Origin of the sequence: Pseudomonas sp. CP-1 (genome assembly GCF_021213715.1) — a bacterium.
Classification (GTDB): domain Bacteria; phylum Pseudomonadota; class Gammaproteobacteria; order Pseudomonadales; family Pseudomonadaceae; genus Pseudomonas; species Pseudomonas aeruginosa.
The window spans coordinates 61,820-79,722 of sequence record NZ_JAJQKY010000005.1; the positions used below are offsets into that span (position 1 = coordinate 61,820).

General features: G+C 67.4%; 18 protein-coding genes. 6 read left to right on the forward strand and 12 right to left on the reverse strand.

Annotated features, from left to right (window positions below):
* Positions 1–34: 34 nt before the first annotated feature.
* From ilvD to pfpI, 3 genes are all read right to left on the reverse strand, one after another.
* Entirely contained in the window at positions 35–1,873 is a 1,839-nt protein-coding gene (gene ilvD / locus LT948_RS12045; protein WP_003084436.1) for a dihydroxy-acid dehydratase, read from the reverse strand.
* Between the two features lie 327 nt (positions 1,874–2,200).
* Entirely contained in the window at positions 2,201–3,397 is a 1,197-nt protein-coding gene (locus tag LT948_RS12050; protein WP_003084438.1) for a class I SAM-dependent rRNA methyltransferase, read from the reverse strand.
* A gap of 72 nt (positions 3,398–3,469) precedes the next feature.
* Positions 3,470–4,009, reverse strand: a complete 540-nt coding sequence (gene pfpI / locus LT948_RS12055; protein WP_023105740.1) for a protease PfpI — start codon at positions 4,007–4,009, stop codon at positions 3,470–3,472.
* Between the two features lie 216 nt (positions 4,010–4,225).
* Here pfpI and LT948_RS12060 point away from each other — a divergent pair, with 216 nt between their 5' ends.
* The 5 genes from LT948_RS12060 to LT948_RS12080 all read left to right on the forward strand — a co-directional run bounded on the left by LT948_RS12060 (position 4,226) and on the right by LT948_RS12080 (position 8,259).
* Positions 4,226–5,050, forward strand: a complete 825-nt coding sequence (locus tag LT948_RS12060; RefSeq protein WP_003128920.1) for an HDOD domain-containing protein — start codon at positions 4,226–4,228, stop codon at positions 5,048–5,050.
* 58 nt (positions 5,051–5,108) lie between these two features.
* Positions 5,109–5,921: a bifunctional DNA-formamidopyrimidine glycosylase/DNA-(apurinic or apyrimidinic site) lyase gene (mutM, locus tag LT948_RS12065; protein WP_003102876.1), complete on the forward strand. Its 813-nt coding sequence runs from the start codon at positions 5,109–5,111 to the stop codon at positions 5,919–5,921.
* 76 nt (positions 5,922–5,997) lie between these two features.
* Positions 5,998–6,576, forward strand: coding sequence for a lysophospholipid acyltransferase family protein (locus LT948_RS12070; RefSeq protein ID WP_003084450.1), 579 nt, complete (start codon positions 5,998–6,000; stop codon positions 6,574–6,576).
* Between the two features lie 82 nt (positions 6,577–6,658).
* On the forward strand, positions 6,659–7,003 hold the full coding sequence (locus LT948_RS12075; protein WP_003084452.1) for a hypothetical protein: 345 nt from the start codon (positions 6,659–6,661) through the stop codon (positions 7,001–7,003).
* Positions 7,004–7,272: 269 nt separating this feature from the next.
* On the forward strand, positions 7,273–8,259 hold the full coding sequence (locus LT948_RS12080) for a tetratricopeptide repeat protein (protein WP_003110409.1): 987 nt from the start codon (positions 7,273–7,275) through the stop codon (positions 8,257–8,259).
* Positions 8,260–8,362: 103 nt separating this feature from the next.
* On the opposite strand, the gene ggt is transcribed toward LT948_RS12080, so the two are convergent.
* The 6 genes from ggt to LT948_RS12110 form a co-directional block, all read right to left on the reverse strand.
* Positions 8,363–10,096 carry a gamma-glutamyltransferase gene (gene ggt / locus LT948_RS12085; protein WP_043105194.1) on the reverse strand — a complete coding sequence of 578 codons (1,734 nt, stop codon included), beginning with the start codon at positions 10,094–10,096 and terminating at the stop codon, positions 8,363–8,365.
* A 127-nt stretch (positions 10,097–10,223) separates the two neighbouring features.
* Positions 10,224–10,475 carry a YfhL family 4Fe-4S dicluster ferredoxin gene (locus LT948_RS12090; RefSeq protein WP_003084462.1) on the reverse strand — a complete coding sequence of 84 codons (252 nt, stop codon included), beginning with the start codon at positions 10,473–10,475 and terminating at the stop codon, positions 10,224–10,226.
* Positions 10,476–10,595: 120 nt separating this feature from the next.
* On the reverse strand, positions 10,596–11,075 hold the full coding sequence (coaD, locus tag LT948_RS12095; protein WP_003084466.1) for a pantetheine-phosphate adenylyltransferase: 480 nt from the start codon (positions 11,073–11,075) through the stop codon (positions 10,596–10,598).
* A 148-nt stretch (positions 11,076–11,223) separates the two neighbouring features.
* Entirely contained in the window at positions 11,224–12,819 is a 1,596-nt protein-coding gene (locus LT948_RS12100; RefSeq protein WP_003102870.1) for a GMC family oxidoreductase, read from the reverse strand.
* A 55-nt stretch (positions 12,820–12,874) separates the two neighbouring features.
* A complete protein-coding gene (locus tag LT948_RS12105) occupies positions 12,875–13,423 on the reverse strand; it encodes a hypothetical protein (RefSeq protein WP_003084486.1) in 549 nt (182 codons plus the stop codon).
* Positions 13,424–13,477: 54 nt separating this feature from the next.
* Positions 13,478–14,908, reverse strand: coding sequence for a coniferyl aldehyde dehydrogenase (locus tag LT948_RS12110; protein ID WP_003102868.1), 1,431 nt, complete (start codon positions 14,906–14,908; stop codon positions 13,478–13,480).
* Between the two features lie 288 nt (positions 14,909–15,196).
* On the opposite strand from LT948_RS12110, the gene LT948_RS12115 reads away from it, so the two are divergent.
* The gene (locus LT948_RS12115; RefSeq protein WP_023098353.1) at positions 15,197–15,844 is read left to right on the forward strand and encodes a TetR/AcrR family transcriptional regulator; all 648 of its coding nucleotides are present in this window, start codon (positions 15,197–15,199) and stop codon (positions 15,842–15,844) included.
* On the opposite strand, the gene LT948_RS12120 is transcribed toward LT948_RS12115, so the two are convergent.
* The 3 genes from LT948_RS12120 to LT948_RS12130 form a co-directional block, all read right to left on the reverse strand.
* Positions 15,829–16,239: a GNAT family N-acetyltransferase gene (locus tag LT948_RS12120; RefSeq protein ID WP_003084489.1), complete on the reverse strand. Its 411-nt coding sequence runs from the start codon at positions 16,237–16,239 to the stop codon at positions 15,829–15,831. The two genes, LT948_RS12115 and LT948_RS12120, sit on opposite strands and share 16 nt — an antisense overlap.
* A gap of 62 nt (positions 16,240–16,301) precedes the next feature.
* Positions 16,302–17,300 carry a hydrolase gene (locus LT948_RS12125; RefSeq protein WP_003084490.1) on the reverse strand — a complete coding sequence of 333 codons (999 nt, stop codon included), beginning with the start codon at positions 17,298–17,300 and terminating at the stop codon, positions 16,302–16,304.
* A gap of 36 nt (positions 17,301–17,336) precedes the next feature.
* Complete coding sequence (locus LT948_RS12130; RefSeq protein ID WP_023098354.1) at positions 17,337–17,903, reverse strand: hypothetical protein; 567 nt, start codon at positions 17,901–17,903, stop codon at positions 17,337–17,339.

A 17,903-nucleotide genomic window follows, 5' to 3' on the forward strand; every position in this document is an offset into this window, starting at 1 on the left:
GCGCGGGACCGGGCTTTTTTCGTCGCGGGACGATTCAGCCGTCCAGCAGCGCCTTGTTGCGTACCGCGCCCTTGTCGGCGCTGGTGGCGAGCAGGGCGTAGGCCTTGAGCGCGGTGCTGACGCGGCGGGCACGCGGCGCGGCCGGCTTCCAGCCCTTCTTGTCCTGTTCGGCGCGGCGGGCGGCGAGTTCTTCGTCGCTGACCAGCAGGTTGATCGAGCGATTGGGAATGTCGATCAGCACCTTGTCGCCGTCCTGCACCAGGCCGATGGCGCCGCCGGCGGCGGCTTCCGGGGAGGCGTGACCGATGGACAGGCCCGAGGTGCCGCCGGAGAAGCGTCCGTCGGTGAGCAGGGCGCACTGCTTGCCCAGGCCCTTGGACTTCAGGTAGCTGGTCGGATAGAGCATTTCCTGCATGCCCGGCCCGCCCTTCGGTCCTTCGTAGCGGATGATCACGATGTCGCCGGCCTTCACCTCGTCGCCGAGGATGCCTTTCACCGCGGCGTCCTGGCTTTCGAAGATCTTCGCGCTGCCTTCGAACACGTGGATCGACTCGTCGACCCCGGCGGTCTTCACCACGCAGCCGTCGAGAGCGATGTTGCCGTAGAGCACGGCCAGCCCGCCTTCCTTGGAATAGGCATGCTCGACGCTGCGGATGCAGCCCTCGGCGCGGTCGTCGTCCAGGCTCGGCCAGCGGGTGTTCTGGCTGAACGCGGTCTGGGTCGGGATGCCCGCCGGACCGGCCTTGAAGAAGGTGTGCACGGCTTCGTCGCGGGTCTGGGTGATGTCCCACTGGGCGATGGCGTCGGCCATGCTCGGGCTGTGCACGGTGGGGACGTCGGTGTGCAGCAGGCCACCGCGGGCCAGTTCGCCGAGGATGGAGAAGATGCCGCCGGCGCGATGCACGTCTTCCATGTGGTACTTCTGGATGTTCGGCGCCACCTTGCACAGTTGTGGCACCTTGCGCGACAGGCGGTCGATGTCGCGCAGGTCGAACGGCACCTCGGCCTCCTGGGCGGCGGCCAGCAGGTGCAGGATGGTATTGGTCGAGCCGCCCATGGCGATGTCCAGGGTCATGGCGTTCTCGAAGGCCTTGAAGTTGGCGATGTTGCGCGGCAGCACGCTGTCGTCGCCTTCGCCGTAGTAGCGCTGGCAGAGTTCCACGGCCAGGCGCCCGGCGCGCAGGAACAGTTGCTCGCGGTCGGCGTGGGTGGCCAGGGTCGAGCCGTTGCCCGGCAGCGACAGGCCGAGCGCCTCGGTCAGGCAGTTCATCGAGTTGGCGGTGAACATGCCGGAGCAGGAGCCGCAGGTCGGGCAGGCGCTGCGCTCGTACTCGGCGACCTTCTCGTCGGAGCAGGAGTCGTCGGCGGCCACCACCATGGCATCGACCAGGTCCAGGCCGTGGCTGGCCAGCTTGGTCTTGCCGGCTTCCATCGGCCCGCCGGAGACGAACACTACCGGGATGTTCAGGCGCAGCGCCGCCATCAGCATGCCGGGGGTGATCTTGTCGCAGTTGGAGATGCAGACGATGGCGTCGGCGCAGTGGGCGTTGACCATGTATTCCACGGAGTCGGCGATGATCTCCCGGCTCGGCAGCGAATAGAGCATGCCGTCGTGGCCCATGGCGATGCCGTCGTCGACGGCGATGGTGTTGAATTCCTTGGCCACGCCGCCGGCCTTCTCGATCTCGCGGGCGACCAGTTGGCCGAGGTCCTTCAGGTGCACGTGGCCGGGCACGAACTGGGTGAAGGAGTTGGCGATGGCGATGATCGGCTTCTTGAAGTCTTCGTCCTTCATCCCGGTGGCGCGCCAGAGGGCGCGGGCGCCGGCCATGTTGCGGCCGTGGGTGGAGGTTTTCGAGCGGTAATCGGGCATGACGATTTCCTGCGGCTAATCAGGTTCGGGTTATGACTGTATCGTGAGCGTCGAAGGAACCGGATGCAAACGGGGAATAGCCGAGTGTACGGAGTTGGCCGGGGTCTGAATGGGGTCACCATTGGCGACGGCCTGGGCTCACTGCCCGCCGGGGGATGATTGGCGAGGAATGCCCGGATTCTAAGCCCAGAGCGGGCGAATGGGGAAGGCTGGCGGTCGGCGGAGCGGCGCGTCGCGACCCGGCTGGCGTCTTGCGCCGCCCGTCGCGCCATGAGCGGCGGTGGCCGTAGGGCGGATGAACGCAGGCGCTCATCCGCCGGGACGGGCTCAGCCGTTGGGCAGCAGCCGGCAGGTCAGGCTCTTGATGTAGCGGGTTTCCGCGATCGCCAGGTGCACCGGATGGTCGGGGCCCTGGCCGCCGCGCTCGAGCAGCTGGATGTTGCGGTCGAGATGGCGGGCGCTGCCGATCAGGATGTTCTGCAGGTCGTCCTCGGGCAGGTGCATCGAGCAGGAGGCGCTGACCAGGATGCCGTCCTTGCTCAGCAGGCGCATGGCCTGTTCGTTGAGACGGCGGTAGGCGGCCTCGCCGTTCTTCAGGTCCTTCTTGCGCTTGATGAAGGCCGGCGGGTCGGCGATCACCACGTCGAAGCGTTCGTCGGCGGCCTTCAGTTCGCGCAGGGCCTCGAACACGTCGCCCTCGACGCAGGCGACCTTCTCCGCTACGCCGTTCAGCGCCGCGTTGCGCTCGACGCCGTCGAGGGCGAAGGCGGACGCGTCCACGCACATCACTTCGCTGGCGCCGAAGGCGGCGGCCTGGATGCCCCAGCCACCGATATAGCTGAACAGGTCGAGGACCCGCTTGCCCTGCACGTAGGGCGCCAGGCGCGCGCGGTTCATGCGGTGGTCGTAGAACCAGCCGGTCTTCTGCCCGGCCAGCACCGGCGCCTCGAACTTCACGCCGTTCTCTTCCAGCGCGACCCACTCCGGCACTTCGCCGTAGGCGTTGGCCACGTAGCGCTCCAGGCCCTCGGCGTCGCGCGCGCTGGAGTCGTTCTTCCAGAGCACGGCGGCGGGCTTGAGCACCTGCAGCAGGGCAGCGAGCACCTCGTCCTTGCGCAGTTCCATGGCCGCGGACGCCAGTTGCACCACCAGCACGTCGCCGAAGCGATCGACCACCAGGCCGGGCAGCAGGTCGGAATCGCCGTAGACCAGCCGGTAGAACGGCTTGTCGAAAAGCCGCTCGCGCAGGCTGAGGGCGATGTTGATGCGATGAACCAGCAGCGATTTGTCGAGAACGTGCTTGGTATCACGGGAAATGAGGCGGCCGCAGATGAGATTGTTCGGGCTCAGCGCGACGATGCCCAGCGGCTTGCCGTTGGCCATTTCCAGCACCGCCTGGTCGCCGGCGGCGAAGGCATTCAGCGGCGTCGCGGCGACATCCACCTCGTTGCTGTAGACCCACAGGTGGCCGGCGCGCAGGCGGCGCTCGGCGTTGGCTTTGAGACGCAAGCTGGGCAGGGTCATGGGAAAGGCTCCGGCAAAAGAGCGCGATTATAGCGCAGCGACGGGATTCGCCGCTGCGCGAACGCGGGCCGTTCAGCCGGCGAGGATTTCGATGAATCGACGGTTGAAGGCCGGGATGTCTTCGGGTTTGCGGCTGCTCACCAGCTTGCCGTCCACCGTTACCTCCTGGTCCACCCAGTGGCCGCCGGCGTTGTTGATGTCGTCCTTGAGCGACGGCCAACTGGTCAGGGTACGACCCTGCACCAGGCCGGCGGAGATCAGCAGCCAGGCGCCGTGGCAGATCACCGCCACCGGCTTGCTCGCCTGTTCGGCGCGGATCGCCAGTTCCTGGGCCTTGGCCAGGCTGCGGATCTGGTCGGAATTGATCACCCCGCCGGGCAGCAGCAGGGCGTCGTAGTCGTCCAGGCTGGCGTCTTCGAAGGTGCCGTCGACACGGAAGGCGTCGGCTGGCTGGTGATGGTTCCAGCCGCGCACCTCGCCGGCCTTGTCGGAAAGAATCCTTACCGTGGCGCCGGCGTCTTCCAGGGCTTTTTTCGGACCGGTCAGTTCGACCTGTTCGAAACCGTCGGTCACCAGGGCGGCGACGACCTTGCCGTGCAGGGATTGGGTCATGGCGTGTCTCCCGATATCGGATGGGGGTATTCATTCCGACCCTGGCGGCTGCGGGAAAAGTTCCATGCCCGTTGCCTGGCGCCGCTTTTCCGGCAGAAGCCCGCCCCATGGCGGGGTTCTCCGGGTAAACTGCGCACACCGTCAACTTTCGCCCCCGCCCTCATGGTCCAAGAACTCACCGCCGAGCAGATCCGCCAGGCCCTGCAAGGCATCAGCGTGCCGCCGCAACCCCAGATCATGGTCGACCTGCAGATGGAGCAGGTCATGCCCAATCCGGACCTGAAGAACATCGCCAGGCTGATCAGCCAGGACCCGGGCCTTTCCGGCGCCCTCCTGAAACTGGTGAACTCGCCGTTCTTCGGCCTGGCCAACCGCATCACTTCGATCCAGCGCGCGGTGAACCTGCTGGGCAGTCGTTCGGTGATCAACCTGATCAACGCCCAGTCGATCAAGGGCGAGATGAGCGACGACACCATCGTCACCCTCAACCGTTTCTGGGACACCGCCCAGGACGTGGCCATGAGCTGCCTGAGCCTGGCCAAGCGGGTCGGCTACGAGTCGGTGGACGAAGCCTACGCCCTCGGCCTGTTCCACAACTGCGGCATTCCGCTGATGCTCAAGCGCTTCCCGCACTATATGGCGGTGCTGGAGGAGGCCTATGCCGCCGCCAGCGACGAGCGCCGGGTGGTGGACACCGAGAACCGCGTGCTGAACACCAACCATGCGGTGGTCGGCTACTACACCGCGCGCTCCTGGCGCCTGCCGGAGCACGTCTGCGAGGCGATCGCCAACCACCACAACGCGCTGTCGATCTTCGGCGACGAGTCGGCCCGCGACACCCAGCTGAAGAACCTGCTGGCGATCCTGAAGATGGCCGAGCACATCTGCGGCTCGCACCGGATTCTCGGCAACCAGCCGGAAGACCACGAGTGGAACAGCATCGGCGCGCTGGTGCTGGACTACGTCGGGCTCACCGACTACGACTTCGAGAACCTCAAGGGCTCGATTCTCGAGCTGGGCGTCGGCCAGGGCAGCTACTGACTGGCCGCGCCGCGGCGCTTCCTGCTAAGGTGCCGCGGTCAACCGGATTGCTGCCGCCATGCCCGAACTACCCGAAGTCGAAACCACCCGCCGGGGCATCGCCCCCTACCTCGAAGGCCAGCGCGTCGAGCGCGTGATCGTGCGCGAGCGGCGCCTGCGCTGGCCGATCCCCGAAGACCTGGACGTGCGCCTGTCCGGACAACGCATCGTCAGCGTCGAGCGCCGCGCCAAGTACCTGCTGCTGGGCGCCGAGGCCGGTACGCTGATCAGCCACCTGGGCATGTCCGGCAGCCTGAGGCTGGTGGAGAGCGGCACCCCGGCCAGTCGCCACGAGCACGTCGACATCGAGTTGGCCTCGGGCATGGCCCTGCGCTACACCGATCCGCGGCGCTTCGGCGCCATGCTCTGGAGCCTGGCGCCACTGGAACACGAGCTGCTGCGCAACCTCGGCCCGGAACCGCTGACCGACGCTTTCGCCGGCCAGCGTCTGTTCGAGCTGTCGCGCGGGCGGAGCATGGCGGTCAAGCCGTTCATCATGGACAACGCGGTGGTGGTCGGGGTCGGCAACATCTACGCCAGCGAAGCGCTGTTCGCCGCCGGCATCGATCCGCGCAAGCCCGCCGGGAGCATCTCCAAGGCGCGCTACCTGCGCCTGGCGGAGGAGATCAAGCGGATCCTGGCGATCGCCATCGAGCGCGGCGGCACCACCCTGCGCGATTTCGTCGGCGGCGACGGCCAGCCCGGTTACTTCCAGCAGGAATTGTTCGTCTATGGCCGTGGCGGGGAGTTCTGCAAGGTCTGCGGCAGCACCCTGCGCGAGATCCGCCTAGGCCAGCGGGCCAGCGTGTACTGCCCGCGCTGCCAACGCTGAAGCGCCGCGCCGCGCATACTCTACCGCCACAAGAAGGGCCGCCACGGTGAGCGGCCTGCCATAAGAAAGGTGCACGATGTCCGGCAATTACCTGCCTCGCAACACCCTGGTCGAGTCGCTCGGCCATGCCATGCTGAAACTCTCCGGCTGGAAGATCGAGGGCCAATTGCCCGCGCTCGACAAGTTCGTGGTGATCGGCGCCCACCACACCTCGAACTGGGACTTCGTGGCCTTCCTCGCCGCCAAGTTCGTCCTGCGCCTGAACGCCCGCTGGTTCGGCAAGCACACCCTGTTCAACGGCCCGCTGGGCGGCCTGATGCGGCGCTGGGGCGGTATCCCGATCCAGCGCCACCTGAAGCTGAATACCGTGGACCAGGCGATCCAGGCCTTCCGCGAGCACCGTGAGTTCATGCTGATCATCGCTCCGGAAGGCACGCGCAAGAAGGTCGACCGCTGGCGCATGGGCTTCTACCACATCGCCCGTGGCGCCGGCGTGCCGGTGGTGCCGGCGGCGCTGGACTACGAGAACCGGCGGATCGTCATCGGCGAACCCTTCTGGCCGACCGGCAACGAGGACGCCGACCTGTGCAGCCTGATCGGCTTCTACCGGCCGTTCATCCCGAAAAAGCCGCACTACGCATTCCTCGGCGATTGAAGGCGGTCACGCTGGCACTACCCGCAGCGCTGTTATAGTTAGGCGATATCTGCCCAACCAAAAACCAGAAAGGACCGCCTCCATGAACCTGTTTCGCACCACCGCGCTCGTGCTGGCGCTGACCACCGGGCTCTCGTCCATGCCCGCGCTGGCGGATGCCGTGCAGGAAAACGCCAGCGGCGACCCGATGTACACCGTCGAAGCGCCCCCCGCGTACGCCATGATCGGCGACCTGCTCATCGCCCGTCCCTTCCTGATCGCCGCCACGGCCGTCGGGGCGGTGGCCTTCGTGGTCAGCCTGCCGTTCACCGCGGCCAGCGGCAGCGTCGGCAAGGCCGGCCAGGCGCTGGTGGTCGATCCGGGCAAGGAAGCCTTCGTCCGTTGCCTGGGCTGCACCACCAGCGGCTATAACCACGACGAAAGCTGAGTCTCCAACGGAATGAAAAAAAGCCGGTCATCGACCGGCTTTTTGTTTTCTCGATGCATTGCAGGGGGCACGGAGATTGGGCTAAGTCTTTTCTTCCGCCACGGCAGGCGGCAGCTATAGCGCCGTATCGGCCGATGACAGATGTTCCGCACGGACCGTTCGCGGCACTTGATCGGACTCTCCGATGGTGACAGTGTCCTGCTGACCAGCAAGGTCACAAGGTCGACCAGGGGTGGCCGACCGGCTCAACCAAGATAAGGATTTCGCGTATGTTCAGTCAGTGGGTGTTCCTGTCCGTCCTTGCTCTTGCCGTACCCTCGTTCGCCTGGGCGGAGGATGCGGTGTCCGACCTCGCCAAGGAGCAGTCCAAGGCCGAGCAGGGCGACAAGCGCGGCGATGAACTGTTCGCCGAATTCACCCGCCTCCGCCAGGCCGCCGAGACGGGTGAGCCGCAGGCACTGTTCGATTTCGGCGCCTACTTCTACCAGCAACAGAACTACGCCAGCGCGCGCGAATGGTGGGGTAAGGCGGCCGCTGCGGGGATGGTCCGCGCGCAGATCCAACTGGCCATGCTCTATCGCGATGGTGACGGCGGGCCACAGGACAAGACCGAGGCGGCACGCTGGTTCCGGAAGGCCGCGGAGCAGGGGGATGCCGCCGCCCAGAATGAAATGGGCGTTCTCTACTGGAGAGGCGAAGGGGTCGACCAGGACCGGGTGAAGGCCGGGACCTGGTTCGAACGTGCGGCGGCCAGCGGTAGCGAAGACGCCGAAACCAATCTGGGATGGTTCTACCTGGACGACTCGCAAGGCGTCTATTCCGCCACTTCAGACGAGGAAGCCGCCCTGCTGGACCGTTATGCCGGCAGCCGGGAAAAGGCCTTCCAGTGGTTCTGCAAGGCTGCGACCCAGGGAGATGCCCGTGCCCAGTTCAAGGTGGGCGAGGCCTACTGGAACGGTTCCGGTGCCGGGATGAACAAGCTGCAAGCACGGCTCTGGCTGGAAAAGGCCGCACAGCAGCAGGATGCGGATGCCATCGCCTGGCTGGAGAGCGCCGCGAACGCAGCCTGGTACACCCGTTTGGAAAACTGGATTCACGCTGCGCTGGATGGAGAGCTGTCCGGCGTCGCCGACTGCTCCGGTGTCGCCGATCGCCGGCACTCCGGCCGAGGCATGGAGGGTGCCTCGTCTGAACCGGAGGCGGTGGAAGCCAGTGCGGAGGATGCGCAACAGGCGGCTGAAGCGGCGAGCCAGTGAGGCCCGCCGCCTGGATTGCCAGCCGGACTCGTCGGCGAAATCCCTACGCGGCGCCTATCTGGGTGAGATCGTCGAACATTTTTGAGCGCTGTCTCTCGTTTGTTCAGTGCGGCCGAGGCTGCGCTTGCGCCTCCAGGGACAGAGACGAGTAGCCGATCCCGCGCGGGTCGCTGGCGGCGTCGACGCGGCCGCTGCGCTTGTCCCAGTAGAGCACCTGCTGGTTGCCGTAGCTGCGCTCCAGGCGTTTGAGCTGATAGCCGCGCCGGCGCAGTTCGGCGGCCTCGGCATCGCTGAAGGCGCGCGGTTCGTACTCGACGACGTCCGGCTTGTACTGGTGGTGGTAGCGCGGCGCGGCGACCCATTGGCCGACCGGGCGGCCGTCGAAGTACTGCAGCATGGAGATCAGCACCATGCTCGGGATGCGGCTGCCGCCAGGGGTGCCGAAGGCGGCGAAGTCGGTCGGGCTTTCCAGGAAGCTCGGGCTCATGCTCGACAGCGGGCGCTTGCCGGCCGCCACCGCGTTCGCCTGGCTGCCGGCCAGGCCGTAGCTGTTGGCGCCCTGGGTGTCGGCGGCGAAATCGTCCATCTCGTTGTTCAGCACCACGCCGGTACCGGGAACGGTGAAGGCGGCGCCGAACGGCAGGTTCACCGAGAGGGTGGCGGCCACCGCGTTGCCCTGGGCATCGATCACCGCGAAGTGGGTGGTGTGGTCGCCTTCGCGCCAGGCCGGCGCCTCCGGCAGCGCCGAGCTGGGCGTGGCGCGGCGCGGGTCGATGCCGGCGGCAAGGCGCTTCAGGTAGTCCGGCGCCAGCAAGCTGGGCAGCGGGTTGGCGACGAAGTCCGGGTCGCCGAGCAGGCCTCGATCGCGGTAGGCACGGCGCAGGACCTCCAGCACGTAATGGGCGCGCTGTACCGGCTCGGCCTTCTGCCACGGCAGCTGTTCCAGCATCTGCAGGCTCTGCGCCAGGGCGACGCCGCCGGCCGAGGGCGGCGGTGCGCTGATCAGTTCGCGGCCGTTGGCCAGCTTCACCTCCAGCGGGCGGCGTTCGATCACCCGGTAGTCGCGCAGGTCGGCCGCGCTCCAGATGCCGCCGCCGGCGCGGACCCCGGTGAGCAGCTTGTCCGCTGTCTCGCCTTCGTAGAAGCCGATCCGCCCGTAGCGCCCGAGGCGTTCCAGGGTACGTGCCAACTGCGGTTGGCGGAGCAGGTTCCATTCGTCGGGGATTCCGCCCTTGTCGAGGAAGATCCGCGCGGTTTCCGGGTTCTTGCGCATCGCTTCCAGGCGCATGGCGGCGCGGTCGCGGTAGACCCGGTCGACGGATACGCCATCCACCGCCAGGCGGATCGCCGGCACCAGGTTGTCGGCCAGGGGCTTGCGTCCGTAGCGGCCGCTCAATTCGACCAGCGCCGCCGGCAGGCCGGGAATCGCCGCCGCCAGCGGGCCGTCGACGGACAGCCTGGGGTCGACCTTGCCGTTGCGCCGGTACATGTCGGCGTAGGCGGCCTTCGGCGCGCGCTCGCGGGCGTCGAGGAAGCGATAGGTCGGCTGCGCGCCGGCCTGGCGCAGAAGGAAGAATCCACCGCCGCCGAGTCCCGAGCCGTAAGGCTCGGCTACCGCCAGGGCAGCGGCGATGGCCGCCGCGGCGTCGAAGGCGTTGCCGCCATTGGCCAGGGTTTCCAGGCCGGCGACGGTCGCGGCCGGATGCGGCGTGGCGACGGCGGCCTGCTGCGGTGCGTGGGCGTCGCCGCGAAAGCTGTCGGCATGCGCCGCGAGGCTGAGCAGGGACAGGCCGCAGGCGGCGACCAGGGTACGGACGGGCAGGTTCAGGAAGGACATGGCGGCTCACTGTTCAGCGGCGTTCGCGGGACGGGACCGCGAACGCCTCAGACTGGATTGCCAAGGATAGCCAAAAGCGCGTCGGACGGGGCGCGAACCGTCCCTGAAGGACAGGCGCCGGCGGGGATCAGGCCTTGCCGGTGATCTTCCGGTATTTCTCCATCAACTGGTCCTTGCTCTCGACATTGGCGTCGTCGAGGGGAATGCAGTCCACCGGACAGACCTGCTGGCACTGCGGCTCGTCGTAGTGGCCGACGCACTCGGTGCAGAGATTGGGATCGATCACATAGATTTCTTCGCCTTGCGAGATCGCGCCGTTCGGGCATTCGGGTTCGCAGACGTCGCAATTGATGCAATCGTCAGTGATTTTCAGGGACATCTAACAACTCCAACCGCGACGGACAGCCACGGCATCGGTAACGGGAATAGCGGAATTGTGCCGCATCGGCGCCCGCAGTGCACGCGGGGCGCCGACGGGAGGCCGGCGAAGAGACGCGGATCAGCGCTTGAAACGTTCCGCCAGGGCGTCTGCCACGGCCGGATGCACGAACTTGCTGATATCCCCGCCGAGAGCGGCGATTTCCCGGACCAGCGTCGAGGAAATGAAGGAATACTTCTCCGACGGGGTGAGGAACATGCTTTCCACGTCGGGGGCGAGCTGGCGGTTCATGTTGGCCAGCTGGAACTCGTACTCGAAGTCGGAAACCGCGCGCAGGCCGCGGAGGAAGACATTCGCCTTCTGCTCCTTGACGAAGTGCGCCAGCAGGGTGGAGAAGCCCACCACCTCGACGTTCGGCAGGTGCTTGGTGACCTCCTGGGCCAGCGCCACCCGCTGTTCCAGGCTGAACAGGGGGTTCTTCTTGGGGCTGGCGGCGACCGCGATGATCACATGGTCGAAAAGCCGTGAAGCACGTTCGATCAGATCGCCGTGACCCTTGGTGATGGGATCGAAGGTGCCTGGGTACAGCACTCGGTTCATCGCTACGTCCTGGCAGGGTTTCGTAAGGGAATCGGATGGTAGCGCAGGGATGCCCGTGCGGCCAAGACGCACGGGCCATCGGCCTTTAGCCCATAGGTCTGATGGCGCCGGGCCGGCTGCCGCGGCGCGCGGCCGGCCGGGCGGCGGTTCAGGCCCTGGCCAGGCGTTCGGCCAGCGCGCTGGCCAGTTGCGCGGTAAGACCGTAGACCGAGAGCTGCGGGTTGGCGCCGATGCTGGTGGGGAACAGCGAGCCGTCGTGGATCGACAGGTTCCGCAGGTGGTGATGGCGGCCGAGGCTGTCGGCCACCGCCACGGCCGGGTCTTCGCCCATGGCGCAGCCGCCCATGACGTGGGCGCTGCCCAGGCGCGTGCGGTAGATCTCCAGGCGCAGGCCGTCGATGATCCCGCGCGCCTCCTGCAGGTTCTTCGCGCTACGCGCGTCGCTGTGCACCGGCCGCACTTCCCGGGCGCCGGCGGCGAACTGGATCTCCGCCATGGTATGGAAGGCACGGCGGATACCGTCCCAGGTGTAGTCGGTCATTCGGTAGTCGAGCACTGGGGTGTCGTCGCCGCGCAGGCCGACCGAGCCCTCCGCGCTGTCCGGGTGGAAGCCGTCGCGGAGCAGGGCGAGCATCATGTTGGTATGCGGTAGCTGTTCCATGCGCAGGGCGTTGTCGCTGCCGAAGCCGCCGAGCAGCACCGAGGCCAGCGACGGTTGCAGCGGCGGCACCTCCAGTTTGTAGGACATGCGTCCGGTGACGCCGTCGTCCCATTGGAAATGGTCGGAGTAGATCGACTGCGGTGCGCCGTAGAAGGGGTTGATCACCCGGTCGAACAGTCCCGCGCTGAAATTCACCGTGTGCAGGAAGGTGCGCTTGCCGACCCGCTGGCTCGGATCAGGCGCCTTCGAGCGGAGAAGAATCGCCGGGGTGTTGATGCCGCCGCCGGACAGCACGTAGTGCCTGGCCCGGACCCTGATCCGGCGGCCGTTGGGCGCCACGCAGCGCTCATCCATGCCCAGGCATTCGAGGCCCGTCACCTTGTCGCCGTCCAGCAGCAGCCGGTTGGCGCGCGCCAGGTAGAGCAGCTCGCCACCCTTGTCGAGGGTCGCCGGGATGGTGGTGACCAGCATCGACTGCTTGGCGTTGACCGGGCAGCCCATGCCGCAGTAGCCGAGGTTCCAGCAACCGAGGACGTTGCGCGGGATGACCTTCCAGTGATAGCCGAGCTTCTCGCAGCCCAGGCGGATCACGTCGTTGTTGGCATTTGGCGGCAGCGCCCAGGGCGCCACGTGCAGGCGCTGCTCCATTTTCTCGAACCAGGGCGCCATGTCCTCCGCGCTGTGGCCCTTGACCCCGTAGACCTGGGCCCAGTGCTGCAGGGTCGGTTCCGGGGTGCGGAAGCTGCTGGTCCAGTTGATCAGGGTGGTGCCGCCCACGGCGCGGCCCTGGAGGATGGTGATGGCGCCGTCCTTGCTCATCCGGCCGATGCCTTCCTGGTACAGCTCGGGGTAGGCGTCGGCCTCCTGCATCTTGAAATCGCTGCTGGTCTTCAGCGGGCCCTCTTCCACCAGCAGCACCTTCAGGCCGGCGGCGCTGAGGATTTCCGCGGTGGTGCCGCCGCCGGCGCCGGTGCCGACCACGACCACGTCGGCCTCCAGCTCCAGGTCGTCGTCCAGGCGCGAGCCGTTGTAGGTTTTCCAGCCGCGGGCGAGGCCCTCGGCGAACAGATCGGGTACAGGCATGAATGCACTCTCAGGCTAGGCGGCTTCGGGCTCTTCGTATTGTTCCGGGGGCGGCTCAAGCGATCTTCGGCGGTCCGGGGTAGCCACAATGGGCCCACGCCTCGGGGCGGGCGTACCAGGCCATCATCGCCAGTTGCATCAGCGAACTGTGGCCCATCCGCAACAGGCCGATGAAGCTGTTTTCCCAGCGCGAAAGGAATGCCCGCACGTCGTCGCCGCTGGCGTTCTCCCAACTGCCCCAGATACCGGTCAGCGGGCCACGGGTGAGCGGCAGGGCGAGCACGTCGAAGAGTTGCTGGGTGAGCTTGAACATCTCCGGGGAGAGCCGCGCCAGGTTGTGGTCGAGGCTCTGGATCGCGCCCTCCACGGCTTTCGGCATCTGCTCGGCGGAAACCGCGCCGAGCAGCATCACCGGCAGCAGCGCACGGAGGAACGGCAGGTCGGATTCGCGGACCTTTTCCAGGCCGCTCGCCGGTTTCTCCGCCGAACAGCCGGTGAGGCTGGCGGTGACGCCCGCGGTGGCGAGGAAGGCGCCGCCGATCAGGCCGACTTTCATCAGGCTGCGTCGGGACAGGCCGGCGCTTTCGAGAGTGGTGTCGCTCATTGTTGTTATGTCACCTGCAGCGTAGGAATGAGGGGGCGCCGCACGCGCCCCGGTTCAGCGCACGAACAGCTTGTAGACGAGCTTCTGGATCGACTTGCCGTAGGGCGGGTAGATCATTCGCGCGGCGTTGAAGCGCGGCTTGCTGAACACGCCCTTGGCCTTGCTGAAGGTGAGGAAGCCTTCGTGGCCATGGTAGTGGCCCATGCCGGAGGGACCGACGCCACCGAACGGGATGTCGTCCTGGGCGACATGCAGCAGGGTGTCGTTCAGACACACACCGCCTGAGTGGGTCTCGTGCAGCACGCGCTGCTGCTGCGCCTTGTCGTAGCCGAAGTAGTACAGGGCCAGCGGTCGCGGGCGCTGGTTGACGTAGGCCAGGGCGTCTTCCAGGCGCTCGTAGGGGATCACCGGCAGCAGCGGGCCGAAGATTTCCTCCTGCATCACTTTCATGTCGTCGCTGACGTTCAGCAGCAGCGTCTGCGGCAGGCGCCGTTGCTGGCCTTCGGCGAACAGCGGGACGAGGGTCGCGCCCTTCTCGCGGGCGTCGTCGAGATAGCCCCGGAGGCGGCCGAGCTGGCGCTCGTTGATGATCGCGGTGTAGTCGGGGTTGTCCGAAAGACGCGGGAAGAAGCCCTGGACCACCTCCTTGTACTGACTGACGAATTCCTCGACGCGCCGGCTCGGTACCAGCACGTAGTCGGGCGCGACGCAGGTCTGCCCGGCGTTGAGGCTCTTGCCGAAGGCGATCCGCTCGGCGGCGTCCTTCATCGGCACGCTGTCGGAGACGATCGCCGGCGACTTGCCGCCCAGCTCCAGGGTGACCGGGGTCAGGTTCTCGGCGGCGGCGCGCATCACGTGCTTGCCGACGCTGGTGGCGCCGGTGAACAGCAGGTGGTCGAACGGCAGCTTGGAAAAGGCCACGCCGACGTCTACCTCGCCGAGCACCACGGCGACCTGGTCCTCGGGGAAGATCCGCGCCAGCAGGTCCTTGAGCAGGCGCCCGGTGGCCGGGGTCGACTCGCTCATCTTGATCATCACCCGGTTGCCGGCGGCGAGGGCGCCGGTCAGCGGGCCGATGGAGAGGAACAGCGGATAGTTCCAAGGCACGATCACCCCGACCACGCCCAGCGGCTGGTACACCACCTGGGCCGAGGCCGGCTGGAATTGCAGGCCGACCGCGCGGCGCGCGGGCTTCATCCATTTCTTCACGCGCTTGGCGGCGTAGTGGATGCCGTGCAGGCTGGGCATGATCTCGGCGAGCAGGGTCTCGTCGGCGGAGCGCGCGCTGAAGTCCCGGTCGATGGCCTCGATCAGTGCCTGCTGTTCCTTGAACAGCAGGTCGCGCAGGGCCTTCAGCCACTGCACGCGCTGCGTGGCGTCGGGCATCGGCTGCGCCAGGTAGGCGGCGCGCTGGCGGGCAAAGAGGGCTTCGAGCTGGTTGATTTCCTGCTGGCTCTGCTGCAGGTAGGCGATATCGGCGACCATGGGCTGGCTCCTCGGCGAAGCGTGGGCGGCTGCGTGGCCGCGCGTCTGTCGTTGTGGCGGACCTGGTTCGGTCCGATGAATTTCGCTGCGTCGCTGGATTTCTAGAGTAAATACTCTAAAGTGTCAAACAGCATGCCTGCCAGCCCGGCGCTTGCGTACCCAACGAAAGGCGGGCCGGTCGCCGGCCGCCACCCCGGGGGCTGACCCGGGCGGCCAGCTTTGTGTACCTTCTACGCTGTCACGGCGGGGCGCGCCCCGCACTGTTACCCGAACGAGCCCGTCGTCCCCATGGCACCACGCATCAAGACCCGCGATCGCATCGCCCAGGCCAGCCTGGAACTGTTCAACGCCCAGGGCGAGCGCAGCGTCACCACCAACCATATCGCCACCCACCTGGGTATATCGCCTGGGAACCTCTACTACCACTACCCGAACAAGCAGGCGATCATCGCCGAGCTGTTCGCTGAGTACGAAAGCCACGTCGAGAGTTTCCTGCGCCTGCCCGAAGGGCGGGGTCTGACGGTGGACGACAAGACCTTCTACCTGGAAGCGCTACTGGCCGCGATGTGGCGCTACCGCTTCCTCCACCGCGACCTCGAGCACCTGCTGGAAAGCGACCCGGAGCTGGCGGCGCGCTACCGCGCCTTCGCCCAGCGTTGCCTGGTCAACGCCAAGGCGATCTACCAGGGCTTCACCGAGGCCGGCATCCTGCGGATGAACGAGACCCAACTGGAGGCCCTGACCCTCAACGCCTGGATCATCCTCACCTCCTGGGTGCGCTTCCTCTGCACCACCCTCGATCTCGACGGCGACCTCAGCGAGGCGCAACTGCGTCGCGGCATCTACCAGGTGCTGGCGCTGGAGAGCGGGCACATCGAGGCGCAGGCCCAGGATGCGGTGGACGGGATTTCCGAGCGGCTCTACGTGCCGCTCTGATCGCGCAGGGTTTTCTCCAGCACCTGCTGGATGTGGATGCCGTGGCGGCGGAAGAAGGCTTCGGTACCGAGGGTGGCGTCGGTGAACAGGTAGGCGCCGCGGTGATCCTCGGCGAAGCGCCGCAGCAGGGCTGCGCCGACGCCGCTGCGCTGTGCGCCGGGCAGCACGGCGATTTCCGCCAGCCAGACGCGAATCGGCGTTTCTTCCTCGGCGCGCAGCAGGCCGACCAGGCGGCCGTCGCGTTCGGCCAGCAGGGAATAGCCGGAATGCTGGTACAGCGTGCGTAGCTCGGCAGGCGGCATGCGCCGGTCCCAGCCGACCGCCGCGTGGATCGCCAGGATCGCCTCGCAGTCGGCGTCGTCGAGCATCGGGTTGTGCCGCAGCGTCAGTTCCATTCGCCCCCCTTTTTCCTTCAGCCTGTTCCTATTCTGCCGCCCGTCGCCGGACGCCGGCCAGCTCAGTGCTGCCGCAGGCGGGCCTCCAGCCAGTCGGGGATGCGTCGTTCCAGGTAGTAGGTGGGCTGGCGCGGAGAGCCGTCGACGAAGCCGACGTGACCGCCGCGGGCGTGCAGTTCCAGCTCGGTGCAGGGTGCCAGTTCGCTGCGATCGGGCAGGCTGCGGGCGAACACGAAGGGGTCGTCGCTGGAATGGATGATCAGGCTCGGCGTGCGGATGTCCGGCAGGTAGTAGCGGCTGGACGCGCGCCGATAGTAATCCCTGGCGTCGGCGAAGCCGTGCAGCGGCGCGGTGACCCGGCCGTCGAAGTCCCAGAAGGTGCGCATGCCCTCCAGCGGACCGAGGCGTTGCAGGGCGGCCAGGCCTTCCGCCTGGCCCTGCTCGCCGAACAGCCGCTGCTTGTCCTGCACGTAGGCCAGCATGGCCTTCATGAAGTGCGCCTGGTAGACCCGGGAAAAGCCCAGGCCGATGCGGTCGGCGCACTCGTCCAGGCGGAACGGCACCGACACCGCGACGCCGCCGAGCAGCGGGCAGTCCCCAGCGGTTTCGCCCAGGTACTTGAGCAGCACGTTGCCGCCCAGCGAATAGCCGACCGCGTACAGCGGCGCTTGCGGGCGCCTGGCGCGCAGGTGCGCGACCACCTCGGCGAGGTCGTCGCTGACCCCGGAATGGTAGCCGCGCGGCAGGCGGTTCGGCTCCCCCGAGCAACCGCGCCAGTTCAGCGCCACGCTGGCCCAGCCGCGCTCCAGCAGGGCGCGCTGCAGACCGAGGATGTAGTGCGACGAGGATGACCCGGTGAGGCCGTGCAGTGCCAGCACCAGCGGGGTTTCGGCATCGTGCGGGCCGGCCCAGTCGAGGTCGATGAAGTCGCCATCGGCCAGCCACAGGCGTTCGCGCTGCCGTTCCAGGGTCGGCCCGCGGCGGAAGAACGGGCTCCATAGGGTCTGCAGGTGCGGATTGGGCAGCCACCAGGCGGGCTGGAAGGTCGGGGACGCGGTCATGCGCAGGTCATGGGCGGTGGTGGTGTGGTCACCAGCTTACCAGCCGAACTCGTCGGCGAGGTCCTCCGCCCGCTGGCGCGAACCGAGGATCGGTTGCAGTTCGTCGACGAGCTGCTGCCGATAGCGGGGCGCGACGCTGCAGTCGTCCAGCAGGATGTCCTCGCCGGCGCCGCTCCAGACCTCGCCGAAGCAGGCCAGGCTGGCCGCCATCTGCCACAGGTCGTCGAAGCACGGGGCCGGGTCCCAGCCCCTGCCGCCATGCAGGTCGAAGAGTATGCGCCCGCTGCCGGTCTCGAGGATGAACGGGTCGGCGCCCTGGTCGGCCACCACCAGCCAGTCGTCCTGCCAGCCCGACAGGCGCTCGCCGCTGATGCCGTGCCAGCGATAGCCGGCCTGGCGCTGCCAGAGGCGGGCCAGGGACGGCAGGAAAAATGGGTTGCCGGCACTCTCCAGGGTGCAGTCGAGCGGGCCGACCTCGTGGTAGAAACGCTCCAGCTCGGCGGGCAGGGCGATATCGCCCTGCCAGTCGGCGGCGGGTTGCGCCGCGCAAGGCTCGCCAAGCGCCAGCAGGCGTTGGCGAATGCTCGCGGAAGCCGGGCTCAT